A 16,424-nucleotide genomic window follows, 5' to 3' on the forward strand; every position below is an offset into this window, starting at 1 on the left:
TAAAAGCGGATATGAATCTATGAACCCTGCGATGCCGGAAGCATTAGCCCCACAAATTAATGCCCATTTTAATGGTAAGTTTGAGGTCGAGCTTAAATATCGCTTATTGGATCGCCACGCTTTTTTCGCTGCCTTACAAATGAGAAATCCCGAGGTCATGCTCGAAGATAACCTTGAGCATGACTGTTACTTTGATCTGCCATCACAATCACTTAAAGGTGAGCACAAGAGCTTGTGTATCCGTGAGATGCAGCCATCGGGGATAATGCTGTGGATAGTGAAAGGGCCAGAAAAAGACCGCTGTGAAGCCGTGAATATCACTGAAGCAACAAAAGCAAAAAGTATGCTGCATACCTTAGGCTATGAGTGTGTACTGGAAATTAAAAAGCGCCGCAGTATCTATTTTCTGGGTGAATTTCATCTAACAATCGATCATATCGAAGGTTTAGGGGATTTTGCTGAACTCGCGATTATGACCAATGATGAAACCCTGTTGCCTAAGTATGAAGTTCAATTGCAACAACTCGCCGCTGACTTAGGCCTAAGTGAAGTGCAGCGAGAGTGGTTATCCTATCGGCAGTTGCAGCAGGCTTTAAATAATAAGTAATGGTTCAATCTTTTGGATTAACAGCTTGAGGCTTAATAGCTTAAAGTTTCATCGCTTAAGTTTTATGGTTTACATCGCTAAATTCGGCTAATCAATCCATCGCAACAAACCGCTATGGCTCAGTTCAAATCCCTTTGAGCTTCACTGTCCATACCGCATTCACTGTTTGTTTTAACTCGCTATCGACGACTTAAACTTAAGCAGCGTACTCAAATTCGAGTATCACATTTCAATTCAAGCCACCTTTACAAATTCAAACGGCTTACATACTGATTATTCAGTTTTATTTGCCGTTAGTTACTTGATGCGTTTTAGCCTAAGCGTTGTGAAAAGGCGAGGTAGCGTTTAACTTCCGCTTCAGGGAATTTTAATTCGTCACCATCTTGAACACTTGAGAGTAAATTCTCCCGAGCGAAGCGTTTAATGGTCGCTGGTGTTTTATCTAGCATTTTGCACACTTCATCTAAGGTTAATAAGTTATCGCTCATGGCACTCTCCCAGTAATTCAATAGAAACATAACCCAAAGAGTATAGAACAATAATTCCAATCAAGATGACGCAGCAGCCTAAACCGCCAAGGCTATGATTCTATTTTGTGGTTGCGGGCGGTTTCCCGCACTTGGCTTTCTATTTGGAGATGGCCTTTCGCTGCCGTGATCGCCAGAACGGCACGGGACTTGAATTCGCGGCGATATAAGGTTGCGACCACAAATAAGCTGGCCGAGATAAAGAGTATCGGGTGTACAAACCAGCACAATACCGCCATTGAAAAGTAATAGGCGCGTAAACCATAGTTATAGGAGTGTGCCGCTTGATCTTGCACTGTTGCCATTTGTCTTGCATAGGCTTTGAGATTGTCATTTGAGCCATCGGTGTCCAGAGGACCCGCGCCTATCATCACGTTCACAAAGCCGTATTGACGCATTGACCAAGTAAACTGGAAGAAGGCCATTACAAAAATGCCGACTAGTAGAGCTAACTTGACTTGCACCAGCGCATGATTCGGTGGCGTAGCGAAGGGAATGGTGGCAATCACACTTTCTAGTCGTTCAACTTGCGCAAATAAGGTCAGTACACCCGCGAGCACAAACAGCGTGGTCGAGGCAAAAAAGGCAATATTGCGTTCTAAGTTGGCCAGTAGTGCCGCATCACCTACACGTACACCGCGAGTCATCACCTCAAGCATCCAGTAAATTCTATGCTTATGCAGACCACGGGCAATACAGTCGGTATCTCTCGCCTTACGACGGGCAAAGGCGGTATAGCCAGCCCAAGAAACGATAAACCACACCAATGCAGAAATATCTAACAACGAAAATTCCATAGTTACCTTGAGAAAGTTACCTTGAGAAAGTGAAAAAACAATCGATTGATTGAAGGCTGATTATGAAGGTTTTTATCTCTTAGGCGCAATCCCCTAGTATCACTTTGAAATCTATCCTATTCACAATTTGAAGCCGCTCACATTGGTGTTGAAACCTTTCGCAGGGTGAGTGTTGTGGGATTACAGCCAAGCGGCAAGGATGGTTGGGTGCTTAGCGTTTGCTGATATTCACCGGCAGCGGCTCGCCATTGCATTCGCTCACCAACACGCAGCGAGTCCGTCCTTGGATGCTCGACCGCCCCGTCCATGGGGCGGACGGTCGTCTCGCCCATTACCATGGTTTGCCTTTTTAAATCAGCGTAATCTGCTAATTCAAAAGACTAGCGTTACCATGCTGCGAATGGTCACTTTATGACAAAACTTCATTACTCTAACCATTCATAAACCTGAAAGTGAGTTATTAATAACTGAACATTTAAAAATGGGTGACACATTAAATTTTTGGTTTGAATAAAGTAGGACATTGGCCTTGCTAACCCCGAGGTGACCATATATGTCCTGTCTTTTTGCCTTACGGTAACTCCGAGGGGATGGTGAACTCCTGTCGCTTTCGCGCAGTCTGCACAGCAAACAGACTGATGCCTAACATCACTTTTAGAAAATTTAATAATGGGTGATTCGCCATCAAACGCGATAAAAAACGCTATCACCAAAAAGTAAATTCCTTTAGCATCATTGATAGCAATTTATATGGATGTCGCAGCACTCAAGTCTAACAAGCGATTTATGCCCTGCAAACACGCAGCGCATAAATACTAAGACGTTAGCACCCATAAAAGATCTAGCATAAATTATGAATAAGGAAAATAAATGATTGCCTTAGCAATGTTTAATAATAAAGGTGGGGTAGGCAAAACTACTCTGACCTGTAATATCGCTTCTTACCTTGCTAAGAAAGGGAATAAGAGGGTATTAGTTATCGATTGTGATCCACAATGTAACGCTACTCAGCTAATTATGGGGGAGAACTACGCAGCAGAATTGTATTTTTCTGATACGAATAACGGGTCTACGACAACCATCAGTGATATCCTTCGTCCAATAGAAGATGGCGATTCAACCATTGCACATTCAATTGTTCCGATTAAAAGCTCAGACAATCGATTTGGTGTTGATTTGATTCCAGGGCATCCATCTTTTTCAATAATTGAAGATAGGTTGGGCGCTGCATGGCATGACCTGATGGGTGGCGATATTGGAGGTATAAGAAAGACAAACTGGAACACTTACCTTAAAAGGAAAATATTTAATAGCTATGATTATGTGCTGTATGACTTGGGACCTAGTTTAGGTTCAATAAATAGAAGTGTACTTATTGGTTGCGATAAATTCATGACCCCAATGGGGACAGATATTTTCAGCATTTTGGGTATTAGAAATACTTTGTGAGCGGAACTCGGCAGGAAGATTAGCAGCTTTTAATATAGATCGCTCTTTACCAATAAAAAAAGGATATATTGGATATACAATTCAACAGTATATAACTAAGTCTAAAGGTGGTATTAGGAGGCCGACACGAGCTTATGAACAAATAATAAGCAATGTTCCTGTTGAGATAGAAAATTCACTATCTAATTATTTATCTACAGGCATGGATAAAGAAAACCTTCAGCTTGGTGATGTTCCTCATTTGTATAGTCTCATTCCTTTAGCACAATCTGTATCATCTCCTCTTTTCGAGTTAAAAAGTGGAGATGGGATAGTAGGTACGCAAGGAAAGCAAAAAGAGCAATACGAAGAGATTCTTGGTGGAATATGCTCAAACTTAGTGAATAACATAGAAATGGGGCGGTAAGTATGTGGCCTCGAGCGTTAATTGAAGAGTTAGCCGCAAGGCGTTGTATTATATTTTTAGGAGCGGGAGCTTCAGCTGGGTGTATTACAACGGGAGATAACCCTACGTCACCACCGACATGGTCAAATTTATTAGATGGTTTAAAAGACATTGCTAGAGATAAAGATTCTTTGACAATCGTTGATGATCTAATCGCTAAAGAAAAATTTCTCGATGCAGCTGAAGTACTATTTGGTAGTACAAATTCAGCAGATTTTTCAGCATATATGAGAGAAGTAATGGCTAAGCCACGCTATAAACAGTCGTCCATACATGAAAGCGTTTTGGCTATAGACCCAAAAATTGTCGTTACTACAAATTATGATGATATCTACGATAACTATTGTCGTAGTGGGCAAGAGAATGGTCTTTATAATATATGTAAATATTATGAGAGCCACTTGGTATCAGATTTACGTTCATCTGTCAGACAGGTTGTTAAAGCACACGGATGTATAAGCGACCCATCAAAAATAGTACTGACTAGATCGCAGTATTTTAGAGAGCGTCAAAATCACCCAAATTTTTACAAAGTACTTGATGCATTATTCTTAACTAATACCTTATTCTTTGTTGGTTATAGTCTTTCTGACCCCGATATTCAGCTGTTATTGGAGAATTCCAACATAACATATAAAGGCTCTCACCCCCATTATGCCCTCGTGTCTGAAGGAATGAATACATCCATAAAAAATGCATATAAGGAAGCTTATAATATAGACTTTATCGAGTTTCCAGCCGGCAATTACAAAAAGGCAGATGACATGCTAAAAGAACTTCAAGAACAAGTTATCCTGCGCCGCGAAAGCAATCCTGCTTAGTGCTAACAAGCACAAAAAGATGGGAAATACATAAAATAAAAGATGAGACATGCAGAACTCTTTTGGAATTAACTGCCAACACCGTGACCACAGGAGTTCATCTTCCCCTGCAAAGTTGCTGAAGGGCGTTGAAGACAATCGCGTGAGCGAGGCATGGATGCCGAGTTAGCTTTCGGGTACAGGATGTACCATCGGAAGCGTTAGCGATTTTCGAATAAGCACGAAGCCAGTATTCAATGCATGTAACTTCGCTAGGGGCGTCTTGGAGCATCCAAGGAGGATAGGACGAGCAGTCCTCCTTGGTCGGGTGTGGGGTGAAGCCCCACGACTTTGATTTTAATTAACAAACTCAAATGGCAAATGCGAAGACTCCCACAATGCTCAGGTCTCTAAAAGCTATCTCTAAAAAATGATGGGGAAGCCACTGATTCCTGTGTTCATTTCTCGAATTGAATTTAGGTATAAGCATTCATTACCAAATAAAAAAGCCAGACTTAGTCTGGCTTTTTTTCAACTCTCACAGGTGAGAGATATTATTCTTCGCTATCACCCAGTGACAGTAACGTGGCGTTACCACCTATGGCGGTGATGTTGTTAGTGCGGGTCTTTTCAGTCACAAAACGGGTTAAGTAGTGTGGGCCACCGGCTTTAGGACCTGTGCCTGACAGGCCTTGACCACCGAAAGGCTGTACGCCTACTACTGCGCCGATTTGGTTACGGTTAATGTAGACGTTACCCACATTCACTTTGTCGGCAACTTCAAGGGCATGGCCTTCGTTACGGCTGTGGATACCTAAGGTTAAACCAAAGCCTGTGCTGTTGATCTCATCGATCACTTTGCCAAGATCGGCGGCTTTATAACGGATCACGTGCAGGATTGGGCCAAAGTGCTCTTTCTCAAGCACTTTAATTGAATCTATTTCAACCGCAGTGGGCGACACGAAATGACCGTTCTCAGTGCCAGCAGGCAGCGGCATTTGCTTGATAAGCTTACCGACTTGCTTGATATGATCGATATGCGCATCTAAGTTGGCTTTGGCGGTGGCGTCAATCACTGGGCCTACGTCGGTTTTGATTGAACTTGGGTTGCCAATCACTAATTCATCCATGGCGCCTTGCAGGACTTCGATCACGCGATCGGCGATGTCTTCTTGGAGGAAGAGCACGCGCAGTGCGGAGCAGCGTTGGCCCGCGCTGGTGAATGACGATGAAACCACATCGTTCACCACTTGCTCAGGTTGAGAGGTTGAGTCCACCACCATGGCATTTTGGCCGCCCGTTTCGGCGATTAATGGAATAATCGCGCCTTCGCGGTTGGCGAGTGTGCGGTTAATCAGTTTTGCTGTGCCAGTTGAACCAGTAAAGCACACGCCACCGATACGTTCATCGGCCGTAATTGCGCTACCCACAGTCGCACCAGTGCCTGGTAGGAATTGCAGCACTTCGACAGGAATACCCGCTTGATGAGCGAGTTGCACCGCACGGTAACCAATAATTGAGGTTTGCTCCGCGGGTTTTGCGATAACTGTGTTACCCGCCGCTAATGCCGCCGACACTTGACCTAAGAAGATCGCCAGTGGGAAGTTCCATGGGCTGATACACACGAACACACCGCGGCCTTGGAGGAACAGTTCGTTCAGCTCTCCCGTTGGGCCAGGAAGCAGTTCAGGTTTTGCCATCATCTTCTTGGCTTGTACTGCGTAGTAACGACAGAAATCAACGGCTTCACGTACTTCGTCGATACCGTCTTGAATGCTCTTGCCCGCTTCACGGGTGCACAGGGCGATCAATTCTTCGCGGTTTTCTTCTAATAAATCGGCTAACTTTTGTAGTGCAGAGGCACGGGTTTCTACTGGCGTACGTGCCCAAGAGGTAAATGCCGCTTCGGCAGATGCGACGGCTGCTTCGATTGCAGCTTTGTCGGCGAAGGCGACTTGACCTACGGTTTGGGTGGTGTCGTATGGGCTAACAATCGTTTTATGTTCGCCAGTTAAGGTTTTACCGTTAACCAGAGGACCCGCTTGCCATTGGGTATTTTTAAACTGTTCTAGTGCCGCGAAAAATGGCTCAGATTCGGAAATGATGTTCATATTGAGTCCCTTGGAATTTTTGCGCTCGCTACCGAAAATATCGGCAGGTAAAACGATTCTGTTGTTAGCCAGGGTTTTGTAACCCGTCAGTGTTGTTAGCGGATGTACCACTAATGACTCGATGGGGGTTTTAGGATCGACCAGTTTGTGGACGAACGAAGTATTTGCGCCATTTTCCAGCAGGCGACGAACTAAGTAGGGCAGTAGATCTTTATGCGCACCGATAGGCGCATAAATACGTACCGCTTTAGCACCGGCTTCAGCCAGAATCGTGTCGTACAGCTCTTGTCCCATGCCGTGTAAGCGTTGGAACTCATGGTTACGATCGCCCGCCATATCGGAAATTGCCGCCACGGTTTGCGCATTGTGGCTAGCAAATTGTGGATAGATAGCACCGCGAGTCGCATCCGATAATAAGTAACGGGCGCAGGCGAGGTAAGAAACGTCAGTACCGGCTTTGCGAGTGTAGAGTGGATAAGCGGCTTCGCCAGCTTGTTGCGCCCACTTAAGTTCGCTATCCCAATAGGCGCCTTTTACCAGACGCACTGGGATTTCATCCCCTTGATCTTTCGCTAGACGCGTTAACCAAACCAGTACGGGCAGGGCACGCTTAGAGTAGGCTTGTACGACTATGCCGAGTAATCCCCAGCCTTTAGTTGCTTCAGAATTAAACAGTTTTTGGAACAGTTTTAGTGATAACTCGAGGCGATCGACTTCTTCGGCATCGATAGATATACCGATATTTAAACCACGTGCCAGCTTAATCAGGCGAATCACTGTGTCGTACAGTTCAGTCAAGACGCGGTCTTCATTGGCCACTTCGTAACGTGGGTGCAATGCCGATAGCTTGATGGAGATTGTTGGCCGCGGTGATTCATTTTCGTTATAGCTTTGAGCACCAAGCTCAGTTATCGCATTGGCGTAATCGGTATAGTATTTCTCGGCATCTTTGCGCGTTAACGCCGCTTCGCCCAGCATGTCGTAGGAATGGGTATAACCTAACTTACGTTTGTCTTCACTGTTCTTTAGGGCTTCTTTCATGTTGCGGCCCAGTACGAACTGCTTACCCATGATCTTCATCGCTGCCATCATGGCTTGACGGATCACGGGTTCACCGAGGCGATTCACTAAGCGGCTCAGCAAGTTGCTTGGGGTACCATCGAGTTTTTTATCAAGTTTAACGATTTTACCTGTGAGCATTAAGCCCCAGGTCGATGCGTTAACCAGCACTGAGTCACTCTTGCTCATGTGCTCATCCCACTTAGCGCCTGAAAGCTTATCTTCAATCAGCGCATCGGCAGTGGCCGCATCGGGAATTCGCAGTAAAGCTTCGGCTAAACACATCAGGATAATGCCTTCCTGTGTTTCTAAGCTGTACTGTTGCAGGAAGGCATCTATGCCGACCATCAAACCTTTTTTATCGAATTGACGAACCTTATTGACCAGTTCGTGGGCACGACGAGTGACGCGCTCTATGGCTTCATCACTTGAGGGAACTAGTTTGATCAGCTCTGACAAGTATTGTTCTTCATCGACAATGTAGTTGTCGCTGACTGCTTTGAACAGTTCGTCGAGATTGGCAGAATCGTAGCGGCCTGCCAGCACTTCACTCGCTTTGAACATAGTTATCGCTTCCATCTTGGCCGTTATTGGGGCGCTATTGTTGAAACAAATTGGGAGGCGCCAAACGCATTTGATATTTTGTATACAATATGAAGGTTTGCGCGCGCAGATTATACAGCCAAAATGTGACGGACAACACTATAGCGTGAAAGATTGTGAAGCTTGTTTGATTAGCTTGTTAATAATACCAATCGTATTAAATATCTGTTCATTCAGCGGGAGTTAAACGCGCTTTAGACAAGGCGAAGTCTTGAAGGCATAGTGGTGCTCTGTCGAAAGCCTTGAACGCAGTATAAAGCGCTTTGCCATGCAGTTAACATCAGCCGCCCTTCGGGAGGCACACAGGCATCCCACTCCCGTGTTGCATTGACTTAAAAGGGAATAACCATTTCTGCGTCAATGCGCCTTGGATTGAGATGCCTGTGAGGCTCTGAACTGATTAGATATTTAAGGTGATTGGTATAAGTCGATGTAACGCTTGATTGACAAAAAAGCCAGTGTTTGAAAACACTGGCTTTTGGAAGGTAAATTAAGACTTTTTGTGTGTCAGACTCACATCCAACGTTTTTTATTGCGACGTTGTGGTCTAGGTAAATACACTAAAATAATGCCTAGGATTAAGCCCATGCCTGCGATTAATCCACCTTGGCGCCAAAGTTCAAAACGCTCGTCTTGAGCTGTGCGATCTACCGCATTTTTCAGTTGATCACGTTCTTGAGTCGTTTTAGCTAGGTTGGTTTCTAACTCGCTTAGTTTAGCCTTTAATTCGAGCAGTTCGCCGGCATGATTATCCGTTGAACTTGATACTTCTGCTAACTTAGCTTTGGCCTGTGCGAGTTCAGTTGTTAACGCAGGGACTTGCTCACGGAAACTTTGAGTCGAACTGATCAAGTTGGTTTGTACCCAACCTTCACGGCCTTTATGGTCGATTATTTTGGAGTAATCACCTTGAGTTTCGTTGAGCAGTGTCACAGGTTGACCCGCTTCAATTGATCCAACAATTCGAAACTCAGTACCAGGGCCACCTAAAAGATACAGAAACACGTTATCCGAGATGTAGCGGGATTGGCCTTCGGCCAGCAGGTTGGAAGACAGCAAGATCATTCCTACCAGAGTCAGGAGTCTAAACACTTTTGTATTCTCATCAACGAAATAGTCTGCACATGCTAGGGATTTGAGGCCTGTAATGCAAGAGGGAAGTCATAGACTTCCCTCAACTTTACGGCATCCATGCTATGACCATTCCAATTTAATTCAATCTTTCCTACGACCTTCTAGTCCTAGGCGCTAATAGTGCTTAATGTCAGCAACACATTTAGCGAGACTTCTTAATTAAAAATACCTTTAATCATATAGAAGAAGATGATTGATAGACCAGCACCTGCTGGTAGGGTCACAACCCAAGATACGACGATATTACGTACCACACCAATGTTAATCGCTGCGATACCACGGGCCATACCTACACCTAATACCGCACCTACTAAGGTTTGTGTGGTAGAAATAGGTAAACCAGTGCTAGAAGCAATAACTACAGTTGTTGCCGCGGCTAATTCTGCCGCAAAACCACGACTTGGCGTCAAGTGAGTGATGTTTTTTCCGATAGTTTGCATAACGCGCTGACCAAAAATCGCCAGACCCATCACAATACCTACGGCACCCAAAGGTAAAATCCACCAGACTAGAGGTGATTTCGCTGCAATCTCACCACCGCTATTGACGACTGAAACAACCGCCGCTAATGGACCAATCGCATTTGCTACATCGTTTGAACCATGGGCAAAAGCCATACAACAAGCTGTCAGAACCATCAGGATCGCAAACACTTTTTCAACGTTTTTGAACTGGGTTTGACGATCTGCTTTATCACTCATTTGTAAGCGTGAAATGGCGATTTTACCTAAGATACCAACTACAGCGGCAACAGCACTTGCGAGTAGGTAAGACTCGGTAACTGAGAAATGCAGACCAACATGGGATAAGCCTTTCATAATCGTCATTAATGACATGATGAAACCAGCAAATGCCATATAGAAAGGTACGAAACGCTTTGCATTACTCAATGGGTCGTCAGTGTTAAAAATGAGTTTTTGAGTGCTTTGGAAGAGAATGAATGCCATAAAGCCCGAAATAGCGGGGGTTACGATCCAAGAGCCTACAATCCCGCCCACTTTATCCCATGAGACTGAATCTGCACCAACACCCACGGCGGCGAAACCAATAATCGCACCGACGATGGAGTGAGTCGTTGATACCGGCCAGCCAAGAGCCGATGCGACGACAAGCCAAATACCTGCTGCCAACAATGATCCTATCATGCCGTAAACCAGCAATTCAGGAGTCGCAGTGAAATAGCTAGAATCAATAATACCGCTACGAATGGTATTGGTAACTTCGCCCCCAGCTAAAAATGCACCGGAAAACTCAAAGATCATTGCGATAATAATCGCTTGTTTAATTGTAATTGCGTTTGAACCTACAGAGGTTCCCATCGCATTGGCGACGTCATTCGCCCCAATACCCCATGCCATGAGAAAACCAAATGCAGCCGCAATGGCAATAAGCCACGGGCCATTAGTGACTAAGACGTTAGCCACCTCAATACCTGCATCAACCATATTGATACCTTGATAACCTTAATTTGTTAAACGCGAGCCAGCATAAGCTCAAGACGCGAACCGACGCGTTCGGCAAGATCTGCAAGACCACCGACCCATTCAATCGTTTTGTAGAGGAACATCACATCGACAGGATTCAATTCAGATTCCATAGCGAATAACTGACGGCGTAACTGAATTTGTAGATCGTCAGTATCTTCTTCGATGATGTCGAGTTCGTTGATCATTTTTGCCACTAAGTCGACTTCACGGCCACGGAAACCTGTTTCTAACAGATCTTCGAGTTCATTAATGACTTGTTTTGCTAGTGCTACCGCATCGATACAGCGTTGTAGATAAGCAATAAATGGGACTTGCATGACCTGAGGGATTAACAGCTGACGGCCGATAACACGACCGGAAATATCTTTGGCTTTGTTGGCTATCTTGTCTTGTTGAGTTAAAAGTTCCAATAAATCTGTACGTTCTACAGGCATAAATAAACCGCTTGGCAGAGTAAGGCGGATTTCACGTTTTAGTGAATCTGCTTGCTTCTCGGCTAAACTAATTTGCTTACGTAATTGAACTGCACTGTCCCAGTTGCCTGTGATAGTGGCTTCGAAAAAGGGGACGAGTAACGATGCGCAATCGTGTACTTTGTCCATGTGCTCTTGAAGAGGCTTAATTGGCGATTTTGCAAACACGCCCAAAATAGAGTTTACTGGCATTGCCGTTTACCTATTTAGATTGTTCCATTATTGGAAAAAGCGGGCGCATGTTAACCTATGCGTCCGCGTATTGAAACTGTGTTTTTTCAGAAAAAACGACAGGTTTATTCTAACGGGTTATATACCAACTGCAAAACCAAATCCTACGGGATTTTTATGACACATTTGTGACATTATGAACTAAAGATGACGCATCGATGAATATTTGATGACAAAATGAGCGGTTACGCAATGAATGCTGAGATTGAATTAAAACTGTTTTTCCTGCCGATATATCAAGAATCCCTGATAAATAAGTTAGATAGTCTCGATAATGCCGTACCTCAAGGTCAACGTCGTTTGGCGAATGGTTACTTCGACACCCCTGACTTGCAATTACGTCAGTGGGACATGGGATTGCGGGTGCGCGGTTACGATGCGCACCGAGAGCAGACCATAAAAATCGCAGGACAAGTCGTGGGCGGCATTCATTCGCGGCCCGAATACAATGTGACTATCCAATCCGATAGCCCAGATTTAAGTCTATTTCCTACCAGCATTTGGCCCGCTGATGCCGATTTAGCGGCAACTCAAGCTCAGTTAACTTGTATATTTCACACCGATTTTCATCGTCGCGCTTGGCATGTTCAGATTGATAACAGCGTGGTCGAAGTGGCGTTAGACATAGGTGAAATCACCGCCAATGGCCAGCAAGAAGCCCTGTGTGAGCTCGAGTTTGAACTCCTCAGTGGCGATACTGAGGCGCTACTTAAGCTGGCGATGCAAGTGGTGAGCGTTGTGCCCGTGCGTTTAGGTAAGGCCAGTAAAGCGCAGCGGGGCTATCGATTGGCGGGTAAGGCTAAGCTGCTCGATTTAAAAGCATTGGAATTTCTGCCACTGGCTGAGTCACACGATTCTTCTTCACAGGATTTAAGTGCAAACTGCCAAATCCTGCTTGAAACCGCCCTTGAGCGCTGGCAATTATTAGAGAGCATGATTGCAGAGGAAAGCGACCCTGAAGCCTGTGTGGCACTATGGTGGCGGATGCGCGCCTGTATTCGTTTGCTGCGAATGACCTTAAATCAGTTCGAATTATTGAATGTGACACTGTCTAGCCAATTTATGCTGATTGAAAAGCAGCTCGATTTTATTGAGCAGGCACAGGCGTTGACCGCCTTGCTTGGTAGCCAAAGAGGCTTATTTGCTAAACTTGGCCAACATGCCCAAGTTAAGGCGCGACTTCTGGCGCAACTGACAGAGATTAATCTGACGGAACGCTTACTCTCCCTATGGCAACAGACCGAATATGGTCAATTACAGCTGGCTATTGTTGAACTGTTGCTAAAGATCAGTGCTGGTGAAGTGGACATCACCCATCAGCCTAGCTTACGCCAGCATGCCGATCGTGCTCAGCAAGCTTCTTGGATGGCGATAATTGAGGTCATGCCACTCAATAGCGTCATGACAGCGGCAAATTATCTACAAGTGGCCACAGTGTTGGATGCGAGCATTCTTGTGGGTCATGCCTACGGCAGTTTATATGAGGCGAAATCACGGGACGCATTTCGTGCACCTTGGCAAGATCTCGCGCTTGGGATTAAAACTTTGGCTTGTTATCGCGCCTTACAGGATGCGAGTCGGGAGTTAGATATCAATTTAGCTGAGTGGCTGGAAGACAAGCAGCAGAGTTTGTTGTTTGCTATGGAATCGACACGCCGTAACGCGATGCAACAGCAGGTCTACTGGTAATATTACTTTTTATCGCTGATAAACGGAAAAGGCTCAATCTAATATAGATTGAGCCTTTTCATTAGTCAGTTTTCGCAACAAAGTCAGCTATTTTTTGTTTCGATAGCCTGCTTAAGTTCCGCAATTTGAGCCAGCATTTGCGCTTGATTTTGTTCTATTTTTTGTTGGTTCTCTTCCATTCTCGCTAAGGCTAATTCAAGCTCTGATTTGATTTCGGCTTTATGCGCATCTTGGCGTTCTTGGCGTTCAGATTCATCTGGCGCGACAAATACCGATGCCATATAACCTGAAATCACACCAAAAAAACTCACACCGCTGACAATGACCACTCCACCTATGATGTGGCCTGCTGTGCTTACAGGATAATAATCGCCGTAGCCGACGGTAGAGATAGTGACTAATGCCCACCAAATCGCTTGCTCAGCGGTCTGGATATTGGCGCCTTCGGTGCCGCTTTCGACGATGAGCATAATGACGGAAGCTAATGTCAGAATCGTCACCATAGCAACCAGTAAACTGGCTAAGGTGGCTTGTTTACGTTGTTTTACCAGTGGGAGCAGCAGTGAGCGACTCATGCGGATCAGGCGTATTACCCGTAGGATTTGAAAAAGCCGTGCCATACGTAGGGCTTCAATCGCCGGAATACTGGCAATAAAATCAATCCAATGGTGTTTAATGAAAAAGCGTTTATCGCGAGCACGGATCAACCCAACAAAGAAGTTGATCATAAAAATCATACAAATACTGGTATCGACAAAGAAGAGCAAGCGGTAGGTTTCGCTATCTAGGCGGCCGAAGGTCATGACAAGTACTATGATCACCGACAGCAAGGACAATAGCATCATCGCCATTTCGAATGGAGAAGGAGTGCCAAGGGTGCGAAGCGACCATGGGGTTTTATCTGTCATGCCAAACATGATCCCTGTTAAGTGCGGCGAATATCACTACTAAAGTAAAAGACTTTAGGCTGTGAGTAAATTGACTGAGTTAATAAAAGGGCTATATATCGATTAATCGCACCAGCCAATGGTAAGAAGGGTTGGCGCTTGAGATCAGCGTTGCTTTAGGTTTCATCAACAAAGTGGACTAAATCGTCGAGTACACGACGTTTAATTTCTAGCTGTGAATCGGCACTTAAACCATATTTCTCTGCCAGTTGCACATAGTCATCTGCATTGAGTGACACGGTAAGACGCGGACGCGTTGGCCGTTTCGATACGCTAAGACCTAAAATAGTGCGAATTTGATCAGAAGGGCTAACGCCTGCATCTAACGCGGCTTTACGAATAGAGTATTGAAATTTTTCATCGAGATCGAAGGCAACCTGTGTCGCCTTAGCGGCTTGTTGGTTCTTTAACCATTGCTCGGGCAGAGGGTGTTTGGTTTTACTCATGGCGTATTACCTATTGCTATCAACCGTTTCTAGCGCTTATCTGTGAGATTGTATTGGGATTATTGATAAAGTGCGAGCACGCACTTTATCTTATTTTTGTGTTATTTCGCCGGCCAGTATTCCCGAATATCCGTTAGCGGGCGATATAGGGTCAAGACAACATCGGTATCACCCCCTTCGTAGACTTCCACTTCGACGGCGCAGCTTTCATTGTCATCAAGTAATAAATAGTACTCAAAGGGCTCACCTGTGGCGCCATTGGCATCCTGTGGCGGCTTTTGGCCACGATAATCCTGACGATGAAAATAGCCAAAAGCGGCAAAAGTCACTTGGTGGTATTGTTTTCCAAGCCATTGTTCAAGTTGTTCAGCTAAGTCGGCCGGTAATACTTGCGTAGTTAACTCGGCATGACCCGGTTCCTCGAACAGGGCGCTGAATTGCTCGAGATCGAATAATTGCTCCACTTGCGCGCGGGAAACCTTAATCGAAAAGGCGAGATAGGTTTCGTCGTCTTCTTCAATGCTCAAAAAGAGAGTATCACTACCATGTCCCTTGAGTAACCACTCGGAGTGTTGTTTACGTTCAGATTCGTAAGTATGTACGGCTTCGACTCTTAATTGTTGACCACGGAGTTGTGGTGGCAGGGCAAAACTATCATCGATTGAGATCATGTCGCCGACATTGAGCTGGGACGGGTGATTGAGCTCGCGCTGTGGCGGGGCTTTCTTACCAAAAATACTATTGAAAAATCCCATAGTGACTCCTGCTGACTATGCTCGCGTGCGGCCTCATATTGATTGGCTGCGGATATTCACGGGCAATAGTGATCATTTTTATTTAATGAGGATGAAACAAAAAAATGCCGAGGTCAGTAGGGGGTGATGATCCCACTGAGACTCGGCATTCGGTCAATCATTGCTTAGCTTTTACGTGCTTTGATTCGATCTAGCACTGCATTTGCGTTTGACTTTTGCTCACCAATACCCGCTTCGGCTAGTTTGGCTTGCAACGACTTATCACTGTTTTCATCGGCTAAGGTTTCAGCCGCTTTTAAACGGTCGTCAAATTGTTGCTGACGTGCCTTGATACGTTCTAGTGAATCTTTAGCGTTCAGCAGCTTAGAGTTGCTAGACGCGAACGAGTCAGTAATGGTTGCCGTCGCTTTTTGTACGCTTTCAGTGGTTTTAACCATGCTCAACTGACGTTGATAATCAGACAGTTGGCGTTCGGTTTTCTTCACTAAGTCTTTCAAGCGTGCAGCATGGGCGCTAAAGCTGTCGTTGGCGCTTTGTTGCTCAGACAACTCTTGGTCTAACTGAGCAATCTTTTCAGCAATTTCAATCGCTAAGGCTTCATTACCCTTGTCCAATGCTTGAGTTGCATAACCTTCGTGTTCTGCAATCGAACGTTTCAGACGGTCGATTTCACGGCTGGCTTGCATTTCTTTTGCCATGACATCGGTCAGTTCACGTTTAGCATTGGTTAAATGCTTTTCTGCATCACGGATTTCCTGTTCGAAAATACGGGTTGAGTTTGCGTCAACGATGCTTTGGCCAACTTCGGTGGCACCACCGCGAAACGCTGTTAAAATTTTATTCAGAATGCCCATTTTGTGGCTC

The 16,424-nt window shown here is 45.1% G+C and carries 15 protein-coding genes; 5 read left to right on the top strand and 10 right to left on the bottom strand.

Going from position 1 to position 16,424, the window contains the following annotated elements; translation table 11 throughout:
- Positions 1–19: 19 nt before the first annotated feature.
- A complete protein-coding gene (cyaB, locus tag CKQ84_RS12530) occupies positions 20–607 on the top strand; it encodes a class IV adenylate cyclase (protein WP_105251544.1) in 588 nt (195 codons plus the stop codon).
- A gap of 311 nt (positions 608–918) precedes the next feature.
- Here the strand turns inward: cyaB and CKQ84_RS12535 are convergent, their stop codons facing one another.
- Together CKQ84_RS12535 and CKQ84_RS12540 are read right to left on the bottom strand one after the other, a co-directional pair.
- Positions 919–1,095, bottom strand: a complete 177-nt coding sequence (locus tag CKQ84_RS12535) for a helix-turn-helix domain-containing protein (RefSeq protein WP_006082937.1) — start codon at positions 1,093–1,095, stop codon at positions 919–921.
- A gap of 92 nt (positions 1,096–1,187) precedes the next feature.
- A complete protein-coding gene (locus CKQ84_RS12540; protein WP_105251545.1) occupies positions 1,188–1,931 on the bottom strand; it encodes a DUF599 domain-containing protein in 744 nt (247 codons plus the stop codon).
- Positions 1,932–2,801: 870 nt separating this feature from the next.
- On the opposite strand from CKQ84_RS12540, the gene CKQ84_RS12550 reads away from it, so the two are divergent.
- From CKQ84_RS12550 to CKQ84_RS12560, 3 genes are all read left to right on the top strand, one after another.
- Positions 2,802–3,380 carry a ParA family protein gene (locus tag CKQ84_RS12550; RefSeq protein WP_105251547.1) on the top strand — a complete coding sequence of 193 codons (579 nt, stop codon included), beginning with the start codon at positions 2,802–2,804 and terminating at the stop codon, positions 3,378–3,380.
- A 202-nt stretch (positions 3,381–3,582) separates the two neighbouring features.
- Complete coding sequence (locus CKQ84_RS12555; protein ID WP_105251548.1) at positions 3,583–3,786, top strand: hypothetical protein; 204 nt, start codon at positions 3,583–3,585, stop codon at positions 3,784–3,786.
- Between the two features lie 2 nt (positions 3,787–3,788).
- Positions 3,789–4,646: an SIR2 family protein gene (locus CKQ84_RS12560; protein WP_105251549.1), complete on the top strand. Its 858-nt coding sequence runs from the start codon at positions 3,789–3,791 to the stop codon at positions 4,644–4,646.
- Between the two features lie 533 nt (positions 4,647–5,179).
- Here CKQ84_RS12560 and putA read toward each other — a convergent pair.
- From putA to CKQ84_RS12580, 4 genes are all read right to left on the bottom strand, one after another.
- Positions 5,180–8,374: a bifunctional proline dehydrogenase/L-glutamate gamma-semialdehyde dehydrogenase PutA gene (gene putA, locus CKQ84_RS12565; protein ID WP_173913181.1), complete on the bottom strand. Its 3,195-nt coding sequence runs from the start codon at positions 8,372–8,374 to the stop codon at positions 5,180–5,182.
- A gap of 537 nt (positions 8,375–8,911) precedes the next feature.
- Positions 8,912–9,463: a TIGR04211 family SH3 domain-containing protein gene (locus CKQ84_RS12570; protein ID WP_105251551.1), complete on the bottom strand. Its 552-nt coding sequence runs from the start codon at positions 9,461–9,463 to the stop codon at positions 8,912–8,914.
- A gap of 224 nt (positions 9,464–9,687) precedes the next feature.
- On the bottom strand, positions 9,688–10,977 hold the full coding sequence (locus CKQ84_RS12575) for an inorganic phosphate transporter (RefSeq protein ID WP_028761838.1): 1,290 nt from the start codon (positions 10,975–10,977) through the stop codon (positions 9,688–9,690).
- Positions 10,978–11,003: 26 nt separating this feature from the next.
- Positions 11,004–11,684, bottom strand: coding sequence for a TIGR00153 family protein (locus CKQ84_RS12580; RefSeq protein WP_105251552.1), 681 nt, complete (start codon positions 11,682–11,684; stop codon positions 11,004–11,006).
- A gap of 231 nt (positions 11,685–11,915) precedes the next feature.
- Here CKQ84_RS12580 and CKQ84_RS12585 point away from each other — a divergent pair, with 231 nt between their 5' ends.
- A complete protein-coding gene (locus CKQ84_RS12585; RefSeq protein WP_105251553.1) occupies positions 11,916–13,412 on the top strand; it encodes an inorganic triphosphatase in 1,497 nt (498 codons plus the stop codon).
- Positions 13,413–13,495: 83 nt separating this feature from the next.
- Here CKQ84_RS12585 and CKQ84_RS12590 read toward each other — a convergent pair whose 3' ends face one another.
- From CKQ84_RS12590 to CKQ84_RS12605, 4 genes are all read right to left on the bottom strand, one after another.
- Complete coding sequence (locus tag CKQ84_RS12590) at positions 13,496–14,320, bottom strand: ion transporter (RefSeq protein WP_105253058.1); 825 nt, start codon at positions 14,318–14,320, stop codon at positions 13,496–13,498.
- Positions 14,321–14,475: 155 nt separating this feature from the next.
- The gene (locus tag CKQ84_RS12595) at positions 14,476–14,805 is read right to left on the bottom strand and encodes a hypothetical protein (protein WP_028761837.1); all 330 of its coding nucleotides are present in this window, start codon (positions 14,803–14,805) and stop codon (positions 14,476–14,478) included.
- 101 nt (positions 14,806–14,906) lie between these two features.
- On the bottom strand, positions 14,907–15,560 hold the full coding sequence (locus tag CKQ84_RS12600) for a hypothetical protein (RefSeq protein WP_028761836.1): 654 nt from the start codon (positions 15,558–15,560) through the stop codon (positions 14,907–14,909).
- Positions 15,561–15,724: 164 nt separating this feature from the next.
- Positions 15,725–16,414, bottom strand: a complete 690-nt coding sequence (locus CKQ84_RS12605) for a PspA/IM30 family protein (protein WP_028761835.1) — start codon at positions 16,412–16,414, stop codon at positions 15,725–15,727.
- Positions 16,415–16,424: the final 10 nt, after the last annotated feature.

Source organism: Shewanella sp. WE21 (assembly GCF_002966515.1).
Classification (GTDB): domain Bacteria; phylum Pseudomonadota; class Gammaproteobacteria; order Enterobacterales; family Shewanellaceae; genus Shewanella; species Shewanella oncorhynchi.

What these genes read in the sequence shown, in the direction of transcription:
- cyaB (WP_105251544.1), top strand. Translation starts at nt 20, where the DNA reads ATGAACCCTGCGATGCCGGAAGCATTAGCCCCACAAATTAATGCCCAT.
- CKQ84_RS12535 (WP_006082937.1), bottom strand. Translation starts at nt 1,095, where the DNA reads ATGAGCGATAACTTATTAACCTTAGATGAAGTGTGCAAAATGCTAGAT.
- CKQ84_RS12540 (WP_105251545.1), bottom strand. Translation starts at nt 1,931, where the DNA reads ATGGAATTTTCGTTGTTAGATATTTCTGCATTGGTGTGGTTTATCGTT.
- CKQ84_RS12550 (WP_105251547.1), top strand. Translation starts at nt 2,802, where the DNA reads ATGATTGCCTTAGCAATGTTTAATAATAAAGGTGGGGTAGGCAAAACT.
- CKQ84_RS12555 (WP_105251548.1), top strand. Translation starts at nt 3,583, where the DNA reads ATGGATAAAGAAAACCTTCAGCTTGGTGATGTTCCTCATTTGTATAGT.
- CKQ84_RS12560 (WP_105251549.1), top strand. Translation starts at nt 3,789, where the DNA reads ATGTGGCCTCGAGCGTTAATTGAAGAGTTAGCCGCAAGGCGTTGTATT.
- putA (WP_173913181.1), bottom strand. Translation starts at nt 8,374, where the DNA reads ATGGAAGCGATAACTATGTTCAAAGCGAGTGAAGTGCTGGCAGGCCGC.
- CKQ84_RS12570 (WP_105251551.1), bottom strand. Translation starts at nt 9,463, where the DNA reads ATGATCTTGCTGTCTTCCAACCTGCTGGCCGAAGGCCAATCCCGCTAC.
- CKQ84_RS12575 (WP_028761838.1), bottom strand. Translation starts at nt 10,977, where the DNA reads ATGGTTGATGCAGGTATTGAGGTGGCTAACGTCTTAGTCACTAATGGC.
- CKQ84_RS12580 (WP_105251552.1), bottom strand. Translation starts at nt 11,684, where the DNA reads ATGCCAGTAAACTCTATTTTGGGCGTGTTTGCAAAATCGCCAATTAAG.
- CKQ84_RS12585 (WP_105251553.1), top strand. Translation starts at nt 11,916, where the DNA reads ATGAATGCTGAGATTGAATTAAAACTGTTTTTCCTGCCGATATATCAA.
- CKQ84_RS12590 (WP_105253058.1), bottom strand. Translation starts at nt 14,320, where the DNA reads ATGACAGATAAAACCCCATGGTCGCTTCGCACCCTTGGCACTCCTTCT.
- CKQ84_RS12595 (WP_028761837.1), bottom strand. Translation starts at nt 14,805, where the DNA reads ATGAGTAAAACCAAACACCCTCTGCCCGAGCAATGGTTAAAGAACCAA.
- CKQ84_RS12600 (WP_028761836.1), bottom strand. Translation starts at nt 15,560, where the DNA reads ATGGGATTTTTCAATAGTATTTTTGGTAAGAAAGCCCCGCCACAGCGC.
- CKQ84_RS12605 (WP_028761835.1), bottom strand. Translation starts at nt 16,414, where the DNA reads ATGGGCATTCTGAATAAAATTTTAACAGCGTTTCGCGGTGGTGCCACC.